This is a genomic window from Streptomyces sp. RKAG337, assembly GCF_023701715.1.
GTDB lineage: Bacteria > Actinomycetota > Actinomycetes > Streptomycetales > Streptomycetaceae > Actinacidiphila.
The window spans coordinates 7043813-7063122 of the sequence record NZ_JAJOZA010000001.1 but is presented as its reverse complement, the minus strand read 5'-3'; the positions used below and the strand labels follow the sequence as shown (position 1 = coordinate 7063122).

The following is a 19310-nucleotide window of genomic DNA, read 5'->3' as shown; positions in this document are numbered from 1 at the left end:
CTGACAACCTCGGGCTGACAACCGGGGGCGGACGGCGCGGGAGGGTCGGCGCGCCGTCCGCATCGACACGAGGAGGAAGCGGTCACATGGCGGTACTGGCGGTCACGGGGACGGGCACGGAGATCGGGAAGACCGTGGTGACCGCGGCGGTCGCCGCGGCGGCACTGGCGCAGGGGCTGAGCGTCGCCGTTCTCAAACCCGCCCAGACGGGCCTCGCGGAGGGTGAGCCGGGTGACGCGGCCGAGGTCGCGCGGCTGGCCGGCGGGGTCACCGCGGTCGAACTCGCCCGCTACCCCGAGCCGTTGGCGCCCGCGACCGCGGCCCGGCGGGCGGGACTGCACCCGGTGCGTCCGACCGAGATCGCCGAGGCGGCCGCGAAGCTGTCGGCCGTGCACGACGTGGTGCTGATCGAGGGCGCGGGCGGACTGCTGGTGCGCTTCGACGACGGCGGCTCGACGCTGGCCGATGTGGCGAAGCTGCTCGGCGCCGCCGTACTCGTGGTGGTGCCCGCCGGTCTCGGCACGCTCAACACGGCCGCGCTGACGACGGAGGCGCTGGCCGCGCGGGACCTGCGGTGCGCCGGACTCATCGTCGGCAGCTGGCCGGCAGAACCGGACCTGGCGGCCCGCTGCAACCTGGTCGACCTCCCGGAGTCGGCGGGTGTACCGCTGCTCGGTGTGCTCCCGGCCGGTGCGAGCACTCTCACGCCCGAGGAGTTCCGCGCCGCCGCGCCGGGCTGGCTGGCTCCGCAGCTCGGTGGTGTGTGGGACGCGGAGGAGTTCACCCGGACCGAGGGACTCGGCTAGCGACGGTGCTCCGGCCGGACGGGTGCTGGACCCCGTCCGGCTATCCGCCCCAGCCGCGCAGCTCGTCCGCGATCCGGCCGACGCCGGCGGAGCCGTCCTTGACCAGCCGGGCCAGATCACGGACCTGTTCCGGCGAGGTGGTGACCTTGAGTCCGCTGGCGACGAGGTAGGCGTACGCGACCGCCGAGGCGAACATCGCGTTGGACCGCTCCAGGGCGGGAACGTGCACGAGTATCTGCAGCAGTGCGGCGGCGCGGTCGTGCGGGTCGGGGTAGACGGGGGTGCCGAAGATCTCCGCCTGGTGCCGGCTCACCGCCGCGAGCAGCGCGCCCCAGTCGGTGACCTGTGGGTCGCCAGGGGTGTTGTGCTCGGCGACCATGAGCAGCCAGGCCAGGTCGATACGCAGGCTCAACGGCTGCCTTCGTGCTCCGTGCCGAACTCCTCCGCGAACACCGACTCATAGCTCTTCATGAAGTCGGCCGCGGCCTCGACGAAGGTGCGTCCGCGTTCACCCGCGTCCTGCTGGACGAGCTCTTCGATGTACCGGTTCACGCTGATGCCCCGGCGCGAAGCCCGGTCCCGGGCCGTTTCGGCGGTGGACTCTTCCACCCGCACGTTCAACTGGGTCTTGGCCATACCTACAAGCTAGCGCCGATCCGCTAGTGGCGGCAAGTGGGCCGCGGGCGGATCCCGCCGGCCGGCGGGATGCTCAGCGGCTAGCGCAGCGGCTTGGTCCAGCGCCGCCACGGCTCCTCCGGGCCGTAGCCGGCCGCCTTCCAGGCGTGGTGCGCCAGCTCGTTGCGCTCCAGGACCATCGCGTCCGCCCGCCGCCCGCCGAGCGCGACGAACCGTTCCTCCGTCGCCGCCAGCAGCGCCGCGGCGATCCCCTGGCGCCGGGCGGCGGGGTGCACGGCCAGCCGGTAGATGTGGCACCGCCAGCCGTCGAAGCCGGAGATCACCGATCCCAGGAGCACACCGTCGCGTTCGGCCAGGAGCAGCGCCTCCGGGTCCCGGGCGATCAGCCGGGCCACGCCCTGCTCGTCGTCACTGATGCTGGCGCCCTCGGCCGCCACCTGCCAGAGGCCGAGTACGGCCGCGATGTCCGAGGGGTCCGCCGCGCGGAGGTGAAGGTCGTTCATGCGGCGCAGTCAAACAGCCGGCCCGCCCCGCGGCCAGTGGTCTCCGTCCCGTCAGCCCGGAAACGGGCGGGACGGAGACCACTGGCCGGTCATGCCACGCCCAGCCAGCTCTCGGCGCCGAAGGAGCCCTTGATGTCGGAGGCGATGGTCTCGTGGTTCACCAGGAACCCCAGCTCGAAGACCGTGGTCTTCTCCGGCCCGCGGACCCGCATGCGCACCGGGCTGTCGCCCGGGTGGGCGCGCAGGATCCGCTTGAGCTCGTTGATCGTCGGCTGGTTGAGCTTGTGGGCCCGCATGAACAGCTGGACGGGCGGCTTGCCGCCGTACTCCGCGGACGAGATGTCCAGCTCCATCAGTTCCTGACCGGCGATGTTGATCGTTCCGTCGCGGTCGTTGATCCGTCCGGTCACCGCGACCACGGTGTCCGGGATCAGCGCGTGCTGCACCAGCTGGTAGGAGGCGGGGAAGAAGCAGATCTCCATGTTCGCGTCACGGTCGGCGAGGTGCACGATCGCCCACGCGTTGCCCTGCTTCGTCATCCGCCGCTCGACGGTGGTGATCAGCCCCGCGAGCTTCACCACGCCCTGGGTCTGCCCGGAGGCGACCAGATCGGCGATGGAGGTGTCACGGTTGCGGGCGAGGATGTGCTCGGCCCCGTCCAGCGGGTGCGCCGAGACGTACAGGCCCAGCATCTCGCGCTCGGTCGACAGCAGCTGCTTGCGCGGCCACTCGTCCTCACCGATCTTGAAGTCCAGACCGAAGCCGCCGCCACCGCCGCCGTCACCGCTGTCGAGCGCGCCGAACAGGTCGTCCTGCCCGTACGCCTCGGCCTTCTTGACCGGGATGATCGCGTCGATGGCGTCCTCGTGGACCGCGGACAGCCCCTTGCGGGTGTGTCCGAGCGAGTCGAAGGCGCCGGCCTTGATCAGGGATTCCACGGCACGCTTGTTGAGCGTGGTGATCTCGGCCTTGTCGAGGAAGTCGCTGAACGCCGTGTACTTGCCCTTGGACTTGCGGGAGGCGACCAGCGACTCGATGACGTTGGTGCCCACGTTGCGCACCGACTTCAGACCGAACCGGACGTCGTCGCCGACGGCGGTGAAGTCCGCGGTGGACTCGTTCACGTCCGGCGGCAGCACGTTGACGCCCATCTTGCGGGCGTCGGCCAGGTAGATGGCGGCCTTGTCCTTGTCGTCGTCCACCGAGGTGAGCAGCGCCGCCATGTACTCGGCGGGGTAGTTCGCCTTGAGGTAGGCGGTCCAGTACGAGACGAGTCCGTAGCCGGCGGTGTGCGACTTGTTGAACGCGTAGCCGGAGAACGGGAGCATGACGTCCCACAGCGCCTTGATGGACTCCTCGCTGTAACCGTTGGTCTGCATGCCGCCGTGGAACTTCTCCCACTCGGCCGCCAGTACCTCGGGCTTCTTCTTGCCCATCGCGCGGCGCAGCAGGTCGGCGCCGCCGAGGCTGTAGCCGGCCAGTTCCCGGGCGATGGCCATGATCTGCTCCTGGTACACGAGCAGGTGGAACGTGGTGCCCAGGATCGGGTCGAGCGCTTCGCGCAGCTCGGGGTGGATCGGCTCGATCTCCTGGCGGGCGTTCTTGCGGTGCGCGTAGTTGGTGTGCGCGTTGGCGGCCATCGGGCCCGGCCGGTACAGGGCGAGGACGGCCGCGATGTCCTCGAACCGGGTGGGCTCCATCAGCTTCAGCAGGGCGCGCATGGCGCCGCCGTCGAGCTGGAAGACGCCCAGGGTGTCGCCGCGGGCCATCAGTTCGTAGGTGGTGGCGTCGTCCAGCGGGATGGTCTCGGTCTTGAGGTCGACCCCCCGGTTCTCCTTCACGATCTTCAGGGCGTGATGGATGATGCCCAGGTTCCGGAGACCCAGGAAGTCCATCTTGACCAGCCCCATGTTTTCGCAACTGGGGTAGTCGAAGCCGGTGATGATCACGCCGTCCTTGTCCCGGCGGTGCATCGGGATCAGGTCCAGCAGAGGTGTCTTCGAGAGGATCACCGCGGCCGCGTGCACACCGGTGCCGCGGACCAGGCCCTCGATGCCCTTCGCGGTGTCGATGACGCGCTTGACGTCCGGCTCGTTGTCGTACATCTGCCGGATCTCGCCGGCCTCGCCGTAGCGGGGGTGCGAGGGGTCGAACATGCCGGTGAGCGGGACGCCCTTGCCCATCACGTCGGCGGGCATCGCCTTGGTGATGCGGTCGCCCATCGCGAAGGGGTAGCCAAGGACCCGGGAGGAGTCCTTGACCGCGGCCTTGGCCTTGATGGTGCCGAACGTGTTGACCTGGGCGGTGTACTCCTCCCCGTACTTCTCGGTGACGTAGCGCACCATCCGGTCGCGCTGGCGGTCGTCGAAGTCGAGGTCGACGTCGGGCGGGTTGATGCGCTCGGGGTTCAGGAACCGCTCGAACAGCAGCCCGTGCTCCAGGGGGCACAGCTCGGTGATGCGGGTGGCGTACGCGACGATGGAACCGGTCGCGGAACCACGGCCGGGGCCGACGGGCACGTCGTTGTCACGGGCGTACTTGCAGATGTCGGCGACGACGAGGAAGTAGCTGGAGAACCCCATCGGACCGATGATCTTCATCTCGGTCTCGAAGCGCTCCATGACGGCGTCCGGGATGGGGTCGCCGTACCGCATCGCCAGGCCGCGCATGCACTCCTTGCGCAGCCAGGACTCCTGGTCCTCGCCCTCGGGCACCACGAACTGCGGCATCTGGTTGACCTCGGCGAAGACCTCGTCGTAGTCCTGGATGCGCTCGGCGATCAGCAGCGTGTTGTCGCACGCCTCGGGCAGCTCGGAGAACAGCTCCCGCATCTCGGCCGCGGTCTTGATGTAGTAGCCGGTCCCGTTGAACCGGAAGCGGCCCGGGTCGTCCTTGTTCTTGCCGACGCCGACGCACAGCAGCGTGTCGTGCGAGTCGGCCTCGCTCTCGTGCACGTAGTGCGAGTCGTTGGTCGCCAGGAGCGGGATCTTCAGCTCCCTGGCGATCCTGAGCAGGTCCTCGCGGACGTTGCGCTCGAGGTCCAGGCCGTGGTCCATCAGCTCCAGGAAGTAGTTCTCCCGCCCGAACATGTCCTGGAAGTCGGAGGCCGCCTGGAGGGCCGCGTCGAACTGGCCGAGCCGGATCCGGGTCTGGATCTCGCCCGAGGGGCAGCCCGTGGTCGCGATGATCCCCGAGGCGTGCTGGGAGATCAGTTCGCGGTCCATACGGGGCTTGCCGTAGAAGCCCTCGAAGCTCGCGAGCGAGGAGAGCCGGAAGAGGTTCCGCAGCCCCTGCGCGTGCTCGGCCCACATCGTCATATGGGTGAAGCGGCCGCCGCCGCTGACGTCCTTGCTGCCCTCGCCGTCGTCCGAGACGGCCCGCTGCCCGCCGGGGCCCCAGAACTCCGGCTTCCGGTTGCGCCGCGAGGACGGCGCCACATAGGCCTCGATGCCGATGATCGGCTTGACCGGGCCCCTCTTCGCCACCTGGAAGAACTCGTACGCGCCGAACATGTTGCCGTGGTCCGACATGGCCACGGCCGGCATCCCCTCCTCCTCGATCTTCTTGAAGAGGATGGGCAGCTTCTGCGCGCCGTCGAGAAGCGAGAACTGGGTGTGATTGTGCAGGTGGACAAAGCTGTCGGACACCGGGCAGGCACCTCCGGGGCGGGTCGCGGGAAGCCTCCACCCTATCCCTCGGCACCCTCACCGGAAGCCTCCTGGAGACCCTTCCCACTCGATCGAAAACGGCGTGAAACAGTGACCTGGGGCGATCACGGAACGAGTTCGCGCAACACCGTGGGGTAGCCCGCGCGTGGCGCCGTGAGCGACCCGCCGAACTCTCGGGAGGCCCCGCGCCACGCCGCGCCTTTGCCTTTCCTTTACTATGAGCGTGCTCGAGTCCTCCGACGGAACGACCCCAGGAAGGTGTGAGCGTCCCTCCATGGACGAACCTCCCAGTAGCCGGTGCCGTGCGGACCGACCACCTCTGCCCGATCATGGGACGGAGGTGACCCGATGACCGAAGTGCTCCTCCTGGTGGTCGCTCTGCTGCTCACCCTCGCCTGCGGTGTCTTCGTCGCGGCCGAGTTCTCGCTGACGACGATCGAACGCGGCGAGCTGGAACGCGCCGAGCAGGCCGGTGAGCGCGGTGCGTCCGCCGCACTGCAGGCCGTCCGCACCCTGACGCTCCAGCTGTCCGGCGCGCAGTTGGGGATCACGGTCACCGGCCTGGTGATCGGCATGCTCTCCAAGGGCTCCGTCACCAAGCTGCTCACCGGTCCGATGCGGGCCGCCGGGCTGCCGGACTCCGCGGCCTCCTCGGCCGCGCTGGTGCTGGGCACCGCGCTGTCGACCGTGCTGCTGATGGTCGTCGGCGAACTGGTCCCGAAGAACTGGGCGATCTCCCGGCCGCTGCCGGTGGCCAAGGCCGTCGCCGCCCCGCAGCGCGCCTTCACCGCCGCGTTCGGCCCGCTGATCCGACATCTGAACGACACCGCCAACCGGATGCTGCGCCGGATGGGCCTGGAGCCCGCGGAGGAGCTGGCCTCCGCGCGCGGCCCGCAGGAGCTGGTGGCGCTGGCCCGGCACTCCGCCAAGGCCGGCACGCTGGAGGCCGACACGGCCGAGCTGTTCGTCCGCACCCTGAACCTGTCGGAACTCACCGCGGAGAACGTGATGACACCGCGCGTCCAGGTCACCGCGCTCGACTCGCGCGCCACCGCCGAGGACGTCGCCGACGCGACCCGCGCCACCGGCCTGTCCCGCTTCCCCGTCTACCGCGGCACCCTCGACTCCGTCATCGGCACCGCCCACATCAAGGACGTGCTGGCCGTCCCCGCCGGGCGCCGCCCGCGCTTCCCGGTCACCTCGCTGCTGCGCGAACCGCTGCTGGTGCCCGAATCGCTGACCGTCGACCGGTTGCTGGACCGGCTCGGCGGCAAGCAGTCGATGGCCGTCGTCATCGACGAGTACGGCGGCACGGCCGGTGTGGTCACCCTGGAGGACATCGTCGAGGAGGTCGTCGGCGAGGTGCGCGACGAGCACGACCCGCACGAGCTGTCCGACCTGACGTTCACCGGCGAGGACGCCGACGGCCGGCGGAGCTACGACGCGGACGGCGCGACCCGCACCGACGACCAGCTGGAGGAGATCGGCCTGCACGCCCCCGAAGGCCCTTACGAGACCCTCGCCGGACTCGTCGCCCAGCGCCTCGGCCGGATCCCGGCCACCGGGGACACCGTCGAGCTCGACGGCTGGCGGCTGGAGGTCACCGAGGCGGCCGGCCGGCGCGCCTCGCGCGTCCGGATCGTCGCACCGCCCGCCGCCGACACCCGGTCGGCACCGAACGGGGAGAGCGCCCGATGACCGCCCTGCAACTCCTCATCGGCGCCCTGACCCTCGTCGTCAACGCCTTCTTCGTCGGCGCCGAGTTCGCGATGATCTCGGTACGCCGCAGCCAGATCGAGTCGCGCGCCGACGAAGGGGACCGGCGCGCCCGCAGCGTCATCTGGGGCCTGGAGCACCTGTCACCGCTGCTCGCCGCCGCCCAGCTCGGCATCACGGTCTGCACCCTGGTGCTCGGCATCGTCGCGGAACCGGCCATCGCGCATCTGCTCGAACCGGTCTTCCACGCCGCCAACGTGCCCGACGCGCTTATCCACCCGATCGCCTTCGTGATCGCCCTGTCCGTCGCCACCTATCTCCACATGCTCATCGGCGAGATGGTCCCCAAGAACATCGCGCTCGCCGCTCCCGCGCGCAGCGCGCTCGCGCTCGGCCCGCCGCTGGTCACCTTCACCCGGGCGCTGCGGCCGGTGATCTTCACGATCAACGCCTTCGCGAACACCCTGCTGAGGCTGCTCCGGGTGGAGACCAAGGACGAGGTCGCGGCGGTCTTCTCCGACGCCCAGCTGTCCCGCATGGTGACCGACGCCGGTCTGGCGGGACTGCTGGACTCGCGGGCCACCGAACGTCTGCAGGACGCCCTGGAGCTGGGCCGCCGGCCCGTGGGCGAGGTGGCGCTGCCGACCGACCGCGTCGTCCGCGCCCCGCTCGGCATCACCCCGGAGGACCTGGAGCAGCTGTCCGCCCGGTCCGGCTTCTCGCGCTTCCCGGTAGCGGAGGGCGACGGCCGGGTGCTGGGCTATCTGCACGTCAAGGACGCCCTGTTCACCGAGCCGCGGGACCGGCCGTTCCCCCGTACGGCGCTGCGCCCGATCACCACGGTCAGTGCCGCCAGCCCCCTCGACGACGTCCTCACCGCCCTGCGCGCGGGCCGGGCCCACCTCGCCTCGGTCGTCGACGAGCAGGGCCGCAGCATCGGCTTCGTCACCATGGCCGACGTCCTCAAGGAACTGGTCGGCCCGGCCGCGACCGGCCGGGACGCGGACCAGCCCGGTGCACCGGGCCCGGCCGGGGCCGCCCCCGCCTCCCGCTGACGGACGCCGCGCCGCGCCGCCCGAAATCATTCCGGGCAGAAAATACCCCGGACGTATTGACGTCCGGGGTATTTCCTTGCGTATATTAGGTGTTTCATGTCTTCGCGCGTCAAAACAGCGCGGAGAATTCTTATGTGGACACTGTACCGCGTCAGGAGCTGAATTGTCAACCGAGGAATTGCAGAATGAACAGCAATTCGTCTCACGGCTCTACGAGCGCCTCGACACGCTCCGGGAGCAGGCCGAGACCGCAGTCCAGGCGTCCTTTGCCCAGGTGGGCAAGGGTCTCCAGGCCCGCCTCGAGCGCGATGTGCTCGCCACCGAGCGGACCGACCGGCTCTCCGCGCTGAATTCCGTGGAGTCCGGGCTCTGCTTCGGGCGAATCGACTTCGCCGATGGCATACGCCATCACATCGGCCGTATCGGAATCCGGCAGGACGACGCGGACCGTACCCCGCTCGTCGTGGACTGGCGGGCCCCCGTCGCACGTCCTTTCTATCTCGCCACCGGGCATTCCCCGATGGGCCTGCGCCGTCGCCGGCACCTCACCACCGTCGGCCGCACCGTCACCGCGCTGCACGACGAGGTCCTGGACCTCACCGACCAGGTCCGCACCGGGTACGAGGACCCGCGCGGGGACGCCGTGCTCCTCGCCGCGCTCGGTGCCGCCCGCACCGGCCGGATGGCCGACATCGTGCAGACCATCCAGGCCGAACAGGACGAGATCATCCGCGCCCCGCACCGGGGCGTGCTCGTCGTCGAGGGCGGGCCCGGGACCGGCAAGACCGCCGTCGCACTGCACCGCGCGGCGTATCTGCTCTACGCGTACCGGGAGCAGCTGGCCCGCCGCGCGGTGCTGATCGTCGGGCCCAACCCGGCCTTCCTCGGCTACATCGGCGAGGTGCTGCCGTCGCTCGGCGAGACCGGCGTGCTGCTGTCGACCGTGGGAGAGCTCTTCCCCGGCGTCTCCGCCACCGGGACGGACAGCCCCGGGGCCGCCGCCGTCAAGGGGCGGGCCGGCATGGCCGATGTCCTCGCGCGGGTGCTGCGCGACCGGCAGACCGTCCCCGATCCTGCCCTGCCCATCCAGCACGAGCGCGAGACGCTGCTGCTGGAGCGGGCCGTCGCCGAGGACGCCCGGCACTGCGCGCGCCAGACCCGCCTGCCGCACAACCTCGCCCGCGCCCACTTCGGCCGCTTCGTCCTCGACGCGCTCACCGCACAGCTCGCCGACCGGCTGGGCGCGGACCCGTACGACGGGGAGAACTTCCTCGGCCCGGAGGAGGTCGAGCAGCTGGGCCGCGAGCTGAACGACAACCCCGCGGTGCACGCCGCCATCGACGCGTACTGGCCCTACCTCACCCCGCAGCAGCTGGTCGGCGACTTCCTCGCCGATCCCGTCCAGCTGCCGGACGCGGACGCCGAGCTGGTCCGCCGCACCGGTGGCGACTGGACCGTCGGCGACATCCCGCTGCTGGACGAGGCCGCCGAACTGCTCGGCGAGGACGACCGGGCGGCGCGGGCCGCGGCGGCGCGGGAGCGCGGCGAGCAGGTGGCCTACGCCCAGGGAGTTCTGGAACTGTCCTACGGCTCGCGCTCCTTCGAGTTCGAGGACGGGGAGTCCGAGGTGCTGACCGCCCACGACCTCATCGACGCCGAGCGCTTCGCCGACCGGCACGAGGAGACCGACCGCCGCAGCGCCGCGGAACGCGCCGCCGCCGACCGCACCTGGGCCTTCGGCCACATCATCGTGGACGAGGCGCAGGAGCTGTCCGCGATGGCGTGGCGGCTGCTGATGCGCCGCTGCCCGACCCGTTCGCTGACCCTGGTCGGCGACCCCGCCCAGACCGGCGATCCGGCGGGCTGCGACTCCTGGCGGCAGATCCTGAACCCGTACGTCGGCGACCGCTGGAGCCATGTGCGGCTGGGCGTCAACTACCGCACACCGGCCGAGATCATGGAGCTGGCGGCCGGTGTGGCGCGGGCCGCCGACCCGTCGTACGAGCCGCCGCGCTCGGTGCGCTCGACGGGAGTACGGCCCCGGGTGTGCGTCACGGACGACCTCGTCCGTACGGTCGCGGAGGCCGCGTCCCTGGAGACCCCGGACGACGGCCGGCTCGCGGTGATCGCGCCGCGGGCGCTGCACGAGGCACTGGCCGGGAAACTCCCCGGGGTGCTGGCGGGCGAGGAGCCCGATCTGACGCAGCCGCTGGTGCTGCTCGAACCCCGGCAGGCCAAGGGGCTGGAGTTCGACTCGGTGATCGTCGTCGAGCCGGCGCTCATCGTCTCCGGTTCCGCGCGCGGGGCCAGTGATCTCTATGTCGCCCTGACCCGTGCCACCCGGTCGCTGGCCGTGGTGCACACCGGCGGTCTTCCGGAGGGCCTGGCGGAGTGACCCGTCCGGAAGCGGGGCCGGGAGCCGGCCAGGGCGTCAGGGCGGCAGTCCGGCCAGCAGGGCGTCGGTGGCCGGGCGGAGCAGCCGCGCACCGTCTTCGGTGGCTTCGAGTCCCCTGACCAGGGCGAGACAGATGTCGGCGGCGTCGGCCGCGTCGGACGGACCCGTGCCGGCTTCGGCGAACACCCCGATCAGCAGGGCGCGCAGGTCGGTCGTGAAGTCATGGCAGATGTCGCCGAACAACCGGGCTTTCCCGTCCAGCAGTTCGGCGGTGTGCGGGGATTCCCCGGTGAGTTCCCGCACCAGGTCGATCCTGGCCGCCAGGATGCCCCGGATCCGTTCCGGGGCCGGGACGTCGGCGGCCGCCGCCCGCCGGGCCCGCTCGAGCGCCCGGATGTGCAGGCGCTCGGCGAGCCGGCGGAAGGCGTCGTCCTTGCCTCGGACGTACTGGTAGACCGCCGACCGGGACACCTCCATCGTGGAGGCGATGTCGTCCATGGTGGTGCGCCGTACGCCGTACCTGGTCAGGCAGGTGTAGGTGGCGTCGAGTACCTCGGTCAGCCGGTCGGTGGGCATCGGACGGTCAGCCCAGCGCCTTGAGGAGCTCGGCGGCGAGCGGCACGGACGAGGCCGGGTTCTGGCCGGTGATCAGGTTGCGGTCGACGACCACGTACGGCGCCCACGCGTCGCTCTCCTGGAAGTCCGCGCCGATCTCGACGAGCCGGTCCTGGAGCAGCCACTTCGCCTTGTCGGCGAAGCCCGCCTGGGTCTCCTCGACGTTGGTGAAGCCGGTCAGCCGGTAGCCGGCGAAGGGCGAGGTGCCGTCGGGACGGGTGGCGGCGAGCAGCGCGGCGGGGGCGTGGCAGACCACTCCGAGCGGCTTGCCGGAGTCCAGCGCGGCGGTCAGCAGCCGGCCGGAGTCGGCGTTGACGGCCAGATCCTCCATCGGACCGTGGCCACCCGGGTAGAACACCGCGTCGTAGTCGGCCAGTTCGATCTCTTCGAGCTTGGCGGGCTTCTTCAGGGCGGTCATCGCGGCGAGCTCGGCGACGATCGCGTCGGCGGCCTCCTGGCCGCCGTTCACCTCCGGCGCGAGGCTTCCCCGGTCGACCGTGGGGACGACTCCGCCGGGGGTGGCGATCACGATCTCGTGGCCGGCACCGGTGAAGGCACGGTAGGGGGCCACGGCCTCCTCGGCCCAGAATCCGGTGGGGTGCTTGGTGCCGTCGGCCAGCGTCCAGTGGTCGGCACCGGTCATCACGAACAGGATCTTTGCCATGTCACATCTCTCGGTGGGGGCGACGGTCCGACATTCCGTACGCGGAGTGTCAGATCGCTGTCGATCTCGAACGTAGGCCGCCGATCCATCGAAATCCAATAGAATCACCACCATGACCCATAGGAATCCCGATGGATCGGAGCTGCCGGGACCGGGATCCGTACCCGCCCCCGTGGACCTCACCTTGCTGCGGACCTTCCTGGCCGTGCACCGGGCCGGCTCCTTCACCGCGGGCGCGAGGCTGCTCGGCCTGTCACAGCCGACGGTGACGACCCAGGTGCGGGCCCTGGAGGAGCGGCTGGGGCGGCAGCTCTTCGACCGGCTGCCGCGCGGTGTCGCGTCCACAGCGGTCGCCGACCAGCTGGCGGCCGATGTCTCGGCACCGCTGGACGCCCTCGCGGCGGTCACCGGACGGGACCACTCCGACCGGCGGACCCCCGCGGAGCCGGTGCATCTGGCCGGGCCCGCCGAGCTGCTCTGCCTCCGGGCGCTCCCGGCGCTGGCTCCGCTGACCGGGGAGGGCGTGCGGCTGCGGATCACCACCGGCCTCACCGACGACCTGCTGGAAGGACTCCGCGCCGGCCGCTACGACCTCGTGATCTCGACGGTCCGGCCGCGCGGCCGCAGCGTCACCGCCGTCCCGCTCATGGACGAGGAGTTCGTCCTCGTCGCGGCACCCTCCTGGGCCGGGCGGATCGGCTCCGGCACCGTCGCGGCCGAGGGTCCGGCCGCGCTGCGCGCCGCCCCGCTGATCACCTACGCGGAGGACCTGCCGATCGCCCGCCGCTACTGGCGCCATGTGTTCGGCACCCGGCTGTCCACCCAGGCCGCCATCACCGTCCCGGATCTTCGCGGTGTACTCGCCGCGGTCGTCGCCGGAGCCGGGGTCACCGTCCTGCCGCGCTACCTCTGCGCCGCCGAACTCGCCTCCGGGGCCCTCGTCGCGCTCCTCGAACCCGAGGACCCGCCCATCAACACCGCCTACCTCGCCCAGCGCCCCGGCGCCGGTGAAATCCCGCATGTCGCCCTGGTCCGCGACCAGCTGCTGCGGGCGGGCCGTACCTGGTAGTCACGCGTCAAAGATTGGATGACTTCCCCCTTCAAGTGCGAGCGCGGGATGGGAAATTGCCGTGGAGCGGCGTGTATCCGGCAACTTCCCTTGACGGTTGTCGCCGACCAGCACTAGACATCGGATGAAAGCTTCTCGTTCTGTCATAGCCCTGCCATAGCCCTGCCTTCGTTCTGTCCTGCGAATGAGCCCTGTCCCCGCATCAACGGAGATGCCCATGAGCCGCTCAGCACGCACCCTCCACCTGGCACTCGCCTTCGTGGTCGCCCTGGTCACGGCCATCGGCCTGACCGGCGGCCCGGCCACCGCCGCCGCGCCCCCCACCGCCGCACCGGCCGCCGCCGGCCCCGGCACCAACTACGCCTACGACGACCCCTTCACCAGCGCCCGCACCCAGTGGTGGCGCGACGACCACTTCGGCATGTTCATCCACTACGGCGCCTACTCCCAGCTGCAGGGGACGTACACCCGCCCGGACGGCTCGGTCTGCCGGAACGCCGAGTGGATCGAGCGCGACTGCGCCATACCCAAGGCGCAGTACGAGGACATCGCCGCCCAGTTCAACCCGGCCTCCTTCGACGCGAACGCGATCGTGAAACTGGCCAAGGACGCGGGCCAGCGCTACATCGTGCAGACCGCCAAGCACCACGAGGGCTACGCGATGTGGCCGACGAAGGTCAACACCTGGAATCTGCGCGACCATTCGTCGTTCAGCAAGAGCCGCGACATCCTGGCCGAGATGAAGGCCGCAGCCGACTCCCAGGGCATCAAGTTCGGTCTGTACTACTCGATCTGGGACTGGCACAACCCGAACTTCACGGCCGACTTCCCGCAGTACAAGAAGGACATGTACGCCCAGCTCAAGGAGCTCGTCGACAACTACCACCCGGCGGTGCTGTGGTTCGACGGCGAGTGGGCGACCGACAACCCGGTGAACCCGTGGTCGACCGCCGACGGCGAGGCGCTGCAGACCTATCTGCACGGCCTGGACCCCAACCTGGTGATCAACAACCGGGTCGACAAGCGACGGGTCGTGGACGGCGACTACGGCACCCCCGAGCAGGAGATCCCCTCGGCCCCGGTCGGCGGGCAGCTCTGGGAGTCCTGCATGACCCTCAACGACCACTGGGGGTACGCCAGTTACGACACCAACTGGAAGTCCGCGACCACCCTGACCCGCAACGTAGTCGACATCGCCTCGCGCGGCGGCAACTACCTCCTCAACATCGGCCCGGACAAGACCGGCGCGGTGCCCCCGGGAGCGGTCGACCGGCTGCGCTCGATGGGCTCCTGGCTCTCCGCCAACGGACAGGGCGCCGCGGTGTACGGCGCGGGCGCGGCCAGGAACGTGGCCACTCCCGCCTGGGGAGCCGTGGCCTCGGCACCGGGCAACAAGCTGGAAGCGTCGGTCTACACCTGGCCGGGCGCCGGCAAGCCGCTGCACCTGAAGGCCACCGCGCCGCTGACCATCACCGGGGCGCGGGTGCTGGGCAGCAGCCAGCAGGTCACGGTGAAGGCCGCGGGTGACGGCTACGACATCACACCGTCGGGAGCGGCGGTCAACGCGACCGCCACCGTCATCGAGCTGACCTACGCCCCGCCGCAGCCGGCGAACGGTACCGGCACCGGGCTGACCGCGCAGTACTGGGACAACACCTCGTTCAGCGGGGCGCCGAAGGTGACGCGGACCGACCCGACGGTCAACTTCGCCTGGCGCTACCTCGGTTCACCGGCCCCGGCCGTCCCGGCCGACAACTTCTCGGCACGGTGGACCGGTTCCGTCCAGCCCCGCTACAGCCGGACGTACACCTTCCTGACCGTCTCCGACGACACGGTGCAGGTCTGGGTCGACGGCCAGCAGATCATCAGCAACACCACTCCGCACGATGCCGCCGTCAACACCGGCACCGTGACCCTGCAGGCCGGAAAGAAGTACTCGATCCGCATCGACTTCACCGAGCGCACCGGTGAGGCGGCCATGAAGCTGCTCTGGTACGCGCCCGACGAGGCACAGCGCATCGTGCCGGCGAGTCAGCTCTACCCGTCCTGACCGCACGACACGAACCGCGTGACGGGCACGGCGGTCGGCTCGATGGCGGCCGCCGTGCTCAGTTCTTCTTCGGGATGAACGGAGTGCCCGATCGGGAGGAGACGGCGAGGGTGTGGACCAGGCCGTCGGGGCCGATCTCGATGACGGGTACGGCCTTCTCCTGGGGAGAACCGTCGTTGGCGAACGAGATGTACCCGCTCGCCCCCTCCACCGCTTTGACCCCGTGCAGCGACTGCCAGATCTGGATCATCTGGGATCCGGTCACCCGGCCGTGCGACTCCGGGGAGCCGCCCACCTCACGGGCTCCCTTGACCGCCGCGGTGACCGCGTCGTACCCCATGATCGCCTGGCCGTCGTCCAGCGCCTCCAGCGGGAACGTCGTCCGGTAGTAGCCCTGCGCACCGAGAGTGCCGGCGTTGTCCGTCGGCCCGGCCGGGTACGACTCCGGGCGCTTGGCCCACGCCTCGGGGTGGGCGAGACCGGTGTACAGCAGCCGGACGGTGCCGCTGCGCAGGGTCTCCTTGATCTCGCCGAAACCGGCGGCCTGGGCGGTCTGCGAGGCATCGTCGCCGGACAGCACGATGAGCTTGCGGGCGGAGCAAGGCCGGTTCTTGAGCGGCGCGAGGAAGCTGGGCAGATTCACACCGCGCCCCGCGAAGTAGATGACATCGGGCTTGACCGCGCACAGGTTGGCCATCCGGGTCGTGAACGCGGTGGCGACGCCTTCCTGCGAGGAGTCGTACTGCTCGACCTGGCCGACCAGCCGCTCCTTCGGGAAGGCCGCCAGGAACGCCTTGCCGAGGGTGCGGCTGTACTGGTCGTCGGGCCGGGCGTCCTGTATCACCAGCACCTTCAGCGCGGCGTAGGGCGGCTGCTTCAGGAACGAGGCCGCGGCCGCCGCCTCGTCGGTGTTGGTCGGGGCGGTCCGCACGAGTCCCGGAATGCTGGCGAGCGTGTCGGCGGTGAGGACGGAACCGACCGCTGCGAGCTGCAGCCCGCCGGACTCCGTGCTGCCCGTCACCTTCCCTATCATCCGCGCGGTCGCGTCCGTACTGGTGCCGAGCCCCGCGACGGCCACGATGTGCTGCGGGCCCACCCGGCTGCGGATCTCCTCCAGCGTGGCGTCCCGCTGTTCGTCGGTACTGCCGCAGTTGGCCAGCAGCAGCCGGATACGGGGGACGTCGCCTCCGCCGAGCGTGTTGTTCTTCTCGTACAGCGCCGCGTACGCGCCCTGGATCTCGTGCCGTACGGAGTCCGGGGTGTTGGTGTCGTCGGGGCCGGGGACCAGGTTCATGAGGTACACGATGCTCACGAAGGAACGGTTGTCCTCGTCGACCGCGACGTTCTGCGTGTGGACCAGGTCGGAGACCGCCGCCAGGTTGTCGGAGAAGTGGAACGAGCCGTCCGTCACCCCGACGCAGCTGCGGTCGGCCCCGACGTGCCTGACCCCGTCCGCGCACGAGGTGTCCTCCGGCCACAGCACCCAGGTGAGCGTGCCGCCGACGAGTGCGAGCACCAGCACGCCCAGCACCACGTTCCACGGCCACCGCATCCACAGATGACGGCCGGTCACCCAATGGCCCCGGGTCGACATCACGCGCTCCTCCTCAGCAGGGATCGATCGGACGGACCGGCTTCGGCCCTCAGTCGGTGAACCGGGCGGCCTCGTCCAGCAGCGTGTCGGTGTCGGCGTCCGCCGCCAGCGCCAGCTGCCGGAACATGGCGCTGATCTTGTAGTTGAGTTCCGGGCGGCCCGGTGGGAGCCGGTTGCGGGGATCGCCCGCGAGCCACAGCGCGGCCGCCAGCTCGGCGAGCGGACGGCCGGTGACCGGATCGGCGTACGCGGCCGGCGCGTGCTCGCGGGCCAGCTGGCCCGCGTTGTGCGACGGCTGCGCGTCCGTGAGCTGCGCGCGGTGCATCGGGGCGGCGGTGACGTGGTAGAGCTCGCGCAGCCACGGCACCGCGTCGGCGGCGCCGAAGCCGCGCGCGAAATGCCTGACCACCGTGTCGAGTTCGTTGAGTGCGAGCCGGTGGTAGAGGGCGTCCAGCGGGCGGCTGAGCCGCTCGTGCCAGGCACACAGCGCTTGGTGCGCCTGCTGCCAGGCGGCCGGTCCGCCGGCCGGAGCAGCCGGCCGTCCGGCGAGTTCCTCCAGCAGCAGCAGTCGCAGCCACGGGTGCAGGACCGGCCGCTCCTCGGGGGCTCCGGGTGCCAGCAGATAGCCGGACGGGCCTCGTCCGCCACGGGTGTTGGCGTCCTCGGGGATGGCGGTGAACAGCCACAGCTGGTTGCGCAGTTCCAGCATCACGGTGTCCCGGGCGTGCTCGGACAGCTCGTTGAGCAGCCCCGAGTTGACGGCCGCCGCCGGGGTCCTGGCCGCGGCGACCGGTACGGCCGCGGCCCGCTGGTCGGTGGTCAGCCCGTCGAGCAGATAGTCGCGGACCACGGTGCCGAGCGGCGGCCTGCGCACCGGGTCGCCGCCGTCCCCCGGCACCGGGGTGTCCAGCAGGCCGTACAGATCACGGTCGGAGACACCCGCCGCGAGCAGTCCGCCGATGGCGGTGTGCACCTGCTGGACGCTCCAGGGGTGGCCGTAGGTGAGCCGGTGCACCAGCGGGGTGGCGCGGGCCAGCCGCGTGGCGTGCACGGGATGGCGTCCCGCCTCGAGCGACACCTCGACCTCGTACAGGTCCCGCAGCCGCACCGGGTACCACCAGTCGGCGGGCGGGGCGTCGGTGCGGGGCCGCCAGTCGGCGTACGAAGCACGGTCGGCCACCTGGATGTAGGGGTCGCCGGGCCGGCCGTCGGCGGGGCCGGGCACCGCGCGGGTGGTGGCACTGGTCGCCACGATCAGCAGCGGGTCGTACCTGCCCGGTTGCGACACCGCGTGCTCGGCGCGCAGCCGTACCAGCAGGTCCAGGAAGCGGGTGCCGTGGCTGTGGTCGATGTTGTCGAGCAGCACCAGGCAGTTGTGGTCCCGGCGCGCGTGCCCGTACGCGGCGCGCAGATCGGCGAGGAACGCCTCGCACAGCCGCCGGTCCACCGCCTCCCGGTGTTCCTCCGCCGCGCTGCGGCTGCGCAGGTTCAGCTCGACCAGCTCGTCCATCGCGGTGGGCGGCCCGAGCGAGCCGTACCAGTGGTACGTCTGGTTGAGGAAGGTGCGGGTCGGCATGTACTCGAACCCCCGCAGCAGCACGCCGATGATCAGGTCGGTGCCGGGGATCGGCGACAGGCCGAGCGAGTCGACGATCGAGCTGATCCCCTCGCCCGCGTCGACCGCGGCGCCGCGGCTGCGGGCCTGGCGTAACGCCTTGCGCAGTTCGCGGGTGGCCTGCTCCCGGTCGGTCAGCGACAGTTCGGGCTGCACGGCGAGCAGTCCGAGCAGCAGCCGCGGAAAGCGCAGCGGCTTGATCCCGGTGTGCTTGCGCGCCAGCAGGAAGGCCAGATGCACGGCGACCTCGTACGGTCGCTGTTCGTCCGCCGCCGCGAAGTCGACCCGGGCCGCGGGGGCCCCGCGGGTCACCGCCTCGAAGTGGTCGAGGGCGAACGTCTTGCCACTGCCCGGCCGTCCCAGCAGTGCGATCAGCGGCAGTGCGCGGTCCGGTGCCCGGGGCGGCCGTGACCAGCATTCATGCACCAGTGCGTCGATCTCGCCCAGCCCAGGGGGCGGCGCCTGCACCATGCCCGTCCCCCTCGCGGTGCGCGTGATCGCGGAGACAGCATCGTGCCATGAAGAGCCGTGCGGGGCAGGGCCTTTGACCGTTCCCGGGCACACCGAGTGGCGGTCCGGGCACGGCGAGTACGTCAGGTGGGGCCCGGCAGTCGGAACTGCCGGGCCCCACCTGTCATACGTCTACCTGTGCGTGTTCCCGTACCTGTGCGTGTTCCCGTTGGTCACCTCGTGTGTCACGGCTACCAGCGGTACCAGCGGCCACGGCTGCCGGATGCCCCAGTACCGCGCATCACGAAGCCGAGCAGCCAGACCACCAGGACGATCACCGCGACCCACCAAAGGATCTTCAGGGCGAATCCGGCGCCGAAGAGAATCAGCGCGAGCAGTAGGACCAGAAGCAGTGGACCCATGGTTATCAACCTCCTGACCAGCGCATGCCCCCAGGTGAACCGCTCATGCTTC

Annotated in this window: 15 protein-coding genes; 6 read left to right on the top strand and 9 right to left on the bottom strand. The window is 70.8% G+C overall.

Annotation, left to right across the window (positions count from 1 at the left end):
• Window positions 1–86: 86 nt before the first annotated feature.
• A complete protein-coding gene (gene bioD / locus LNW73_RS31215) occupies window positions 87–806 on the top strand; it encodes a dethiobiotin synthase (protein WP_250974329.1) in 720 nt (239 codons plus the stop codon).
• A 40-nt stretch (window positions 807–846) separates the two neighbouring features.
• Here the strand turns inward: bioD and LNW73_RS31210 are convergent, their stop codons facing one another.
• From LNW73_RS31210 to dnaE, 4 genes are all read right to left on the bottom strand, one after another.
• Window positions 847–1218 (bottom strand): fic family toxin-antitoxin system, toxin component, encoded by a 372-nt coding sequence (locus LNW73_RS31210; RefSeq protein ID WP_138354500.1) that lies wholly within the window; start codon window positions 1216–1218, stop codon window positions 847–849.
• Entirely contained in the window at window positions 1215–1442 is a 228-nt protein-coding gene (locus LNW73_RS31205) for an antitoxin (protein ID WP_250974330.1), read from the bottom strand. The genes LNW73_RS31210 and LNW73_RS31205 overlap by 4 nt, the downstream gene beginning before the upstream one ends.
• Window positions 1443–1522: 80 nt before the next feature.
• Window positions 1523–1945, bottom strand: a complete 423-nt coding sequence (locus LNW73_RS31200; RefSeq protein ID WP_250992237.1) for a GNAT family N-acetyltransferase — start codon at window positions 1943–1945, stop codon at window positions 1523–1525.
• A gap of 89 nt (window positions 1946–2034) precedes the next feature.
• Window positions 2035–5592, bottom strand: a complete 3558-nt coding sequence (gene dnaE / locus LNW73_RS31195; protein WP_250992236.1) for a DNA polymerase III subunit alpha — start codon at window positions 5590–5592, stop codon at window positions 2035–2037.
• Between the two features lie 369 nt (window positions 5593–5961).
• On the opposite strand from dnaE, the gene LNW73_RS31190 reads away from it, so the two are divergent.
• From LNW73_RS31190 to LNW73_RS31180, 3 genes are all read left to right on the top strand, one after another.
• Window positions 5962–7311: a hemolysin family protein gene (locus tag LNW73_RS31190; RefSeq protein ID WP_250992235.1), complete on the top strand. Its 1350-nt coding sequence runs from the start codon at window positions 5962–5964 to the stop codon at window positions 7309–7311.
• Window positions 7308–8384: a hemolysin family protein gene (locus LNW73_RS31185; RefSeq protein ID WP_250992234.1), complete on the top strand. Its 1077-nt coding sequence runs from the start codon at window positions 7308–7310 to the stop codon at window positions 8382–8384. The genes LNW73_RS31190 and LNW73_RS31185 overlap by 4 nt, the downstream gene beginning before the upstream one ends.
• Window positions 8385–8547: 163 nt before the next feature.
• A complete protein-coding gene (locus LNW73_RS31180; protein ID WP_250992233.1) occupies window positions 8548–10779 on the top strand; it encodes a HelD family protein in 2232 nt (743 codons plus the stop codon).
• A 36-nt stretch (window positions 10780–10815) separates the two neighbouring features.
• On the opposite strand, the gene LNW73_RS31175 is transcribed toward LNW73_RS31180, so the two are convergent.
• Together LNW73_RS31175 and LNW73_RS31170 are read right to left on the bottom strand one after the other, a co-directional pair.
• Window positions 10816–11355: a TetR/AcrR family transcriptional regulator gene (locus LNW73_RS31175; protein WP_250992232.1), complete on the bottom strand. Its 540-nt coding sequence runs from the start codon at window positions 11353–11355 to the stop codon at window positions 10816–10818.
• 7 nt (window positions 11356–11362) lie between these two features.
• Window positions 11363–12058, bottom strand: coding sequence for a type 1 glutamine amidotransferase domain-containing protein (locus LNW73_RS31170; protein ID WP_250974337.1), 696 nt, complete (start codon window positions 12056–12058; stop codon window positions 11363–11365).
• Between the two features lie 112 nt (window positions 12059–12170).
• Here LNW73_RS31170 and LNW73_RS31165 point away from each other — a divergent pair, with 112 nt between their 5' ends.
• Window positions 12171–13127 carry a LysR family transcriptional regulator gene (locus tag LNW73_RS31165; RefSeq protein ID WP_250992231.1) on the top strand — a complete coding sequence of 319 codons (957 nt, stop codon included), beginning with the start codon at window positions 12171–12173 and terminating at the stop codon, window positions 13125–13127.
• A gap of 211 nt (window positions 13128–13338) precedes the next feature.
• Window positions 13339–15177, top strand: coding sequence for an alpha-L-fucosidase (locus LNW73_RS31160; RefSeq protein ID WP_374118228.1), 1839 nt, complete (start codon window positions 13339–13341; stop codon window positions 15175–15177).
• 58 nt (window positions 15178–15235) lie between these two features.
• Here the strand turns inward: LNW73_RS31160 and LNW73_RS31155 are convergent, their stop codons facing one another.
• The 3 genes from LNW73_RS31155 to LNW73_RS31145 all read right to left on the bottom strand — a co-directional run bounded on the left by LNW73_RS31155 (window position 15236) and on the right by LNW73_RS31145 (window position 19258).
• Entirely contained in the window at window positions 15236–16771 is a 1536-nt protein-coding gene (locus tag LNW73_RS31155; protein ID WP_250992229.1) for an ABC transporter substrate-binding protein, read from the bottom strand.
• Window positions 16772–16820: 49 nt separating this feature from the next.
• The gene (locus LNW73_RS31150) at window positions 16821–18857 is read right to left on the bottom strand and encodes a hypothetical protein (RefSeq protein WP_250992228.1); all 2037 of its coding nucleotides are present in this window, start codon (window positions 18855–18857) and stop codon (window positions 16821–16823) included.
• 230 nt (window positions 18858–19087) lie between these two features.
• Window positions 19088–19258 (bottom strand): hydrophobic protein, encoded by a 171-nt coding sequence (locus LNW73_RS31145; RefSeq protein WP_138354488.1) that lies wholly within the window; start codon window positions 19256–19258, stop codon window positions 19088–19090.
• Window positions 19259–19310: the final 52 nt, after the last annotated feature.

Bases quoted from the DNA above. Each gene is read 5' to 3' on its own strand.
- bioD (WP_250974329.1), top strand. From the start codon at position 87: ATGGCGGTACTGGCGGTCACGGGGACGGGCACGGAGATCGGGAAGACC.
- LNW73_RS31205 (WP_250974330.1), bottom strand. From the start codon at position 1,442: ATGGCCAAGACCCAGTTGAACGTGCGGGTGGAAGAGTCCACCGCCGAA.
- LNW73_RS31170 (WP_250974337.1), bottom strand. From the start codon at position 12,058: ATGGCAAAGATCCTGTTCGTGATGACCGGTGCCGACCACTGGACGCTG.
- LNW73_RS31175 (WP_250992232.1), bottom strand. From the start codon at position 11,355: ATGCCCACCGACCGGCTGACCGAGGTACTCGACGCCACCTACACCTGC.
- LNW73_RS31165 (WP_250992231.1), top strand. From the start codon at position 12,171: ATGACCCATAGGAATCCCGATGGATCGGAGCTGCCGGGACCGGGATCC.
- LNW73_RS31200 (WP_250992237.1), bottom strand. From the start codon at position 1,945: ATGAACGACCTTCACCTCCGCGCGGCGGACCCCTCGGACATCGCGGCC.
- LNW73_RS31190 (WP_250992235.1), top strand. From the start codon at position 5,962: ATGACCGAAGTGCTCCTCCTGGTGGTCGCTCTGCTGCTCACCCTCGCC.
- LNW73_RS31185 (WP_250992234.1), top strand. From the start codon at position 7,308: ATGACCGCCCTGCAACTCCTCATCGGCGCCCTGACCCTCGTCGTCAAC.
- LNW73_RS31155 (WP_250992229.1), bottom strand. From the start codon at position 16,771: ATGTCGACCCGGGGCCATTGGGTGACCGGCCGTCATCTGTGGATGCGG.
- LNW73_RS31160 (WP_374118228.1), top strand. From the start codon at position 13,339: ATGCCCATGAGCCGCTCAGCACGCACCCTCCACCTGGCACTCGCCTTC.
- LNW73_RS31150 (WP_250992228.1), bottom strand. From the start codon at position 18,857: ATGGTGCAGGCGCCGCCCCCTGGGCTGGGCGAGATCGACGCACTGGTG.
- LNW73_RS31145 (WP_138354488.1), bottom strand. From the start codon at position 19,258: ATGGGTCCACTGCTTCTGGTCCTACTGCTCGCGCTGATTCTCTTCGGC.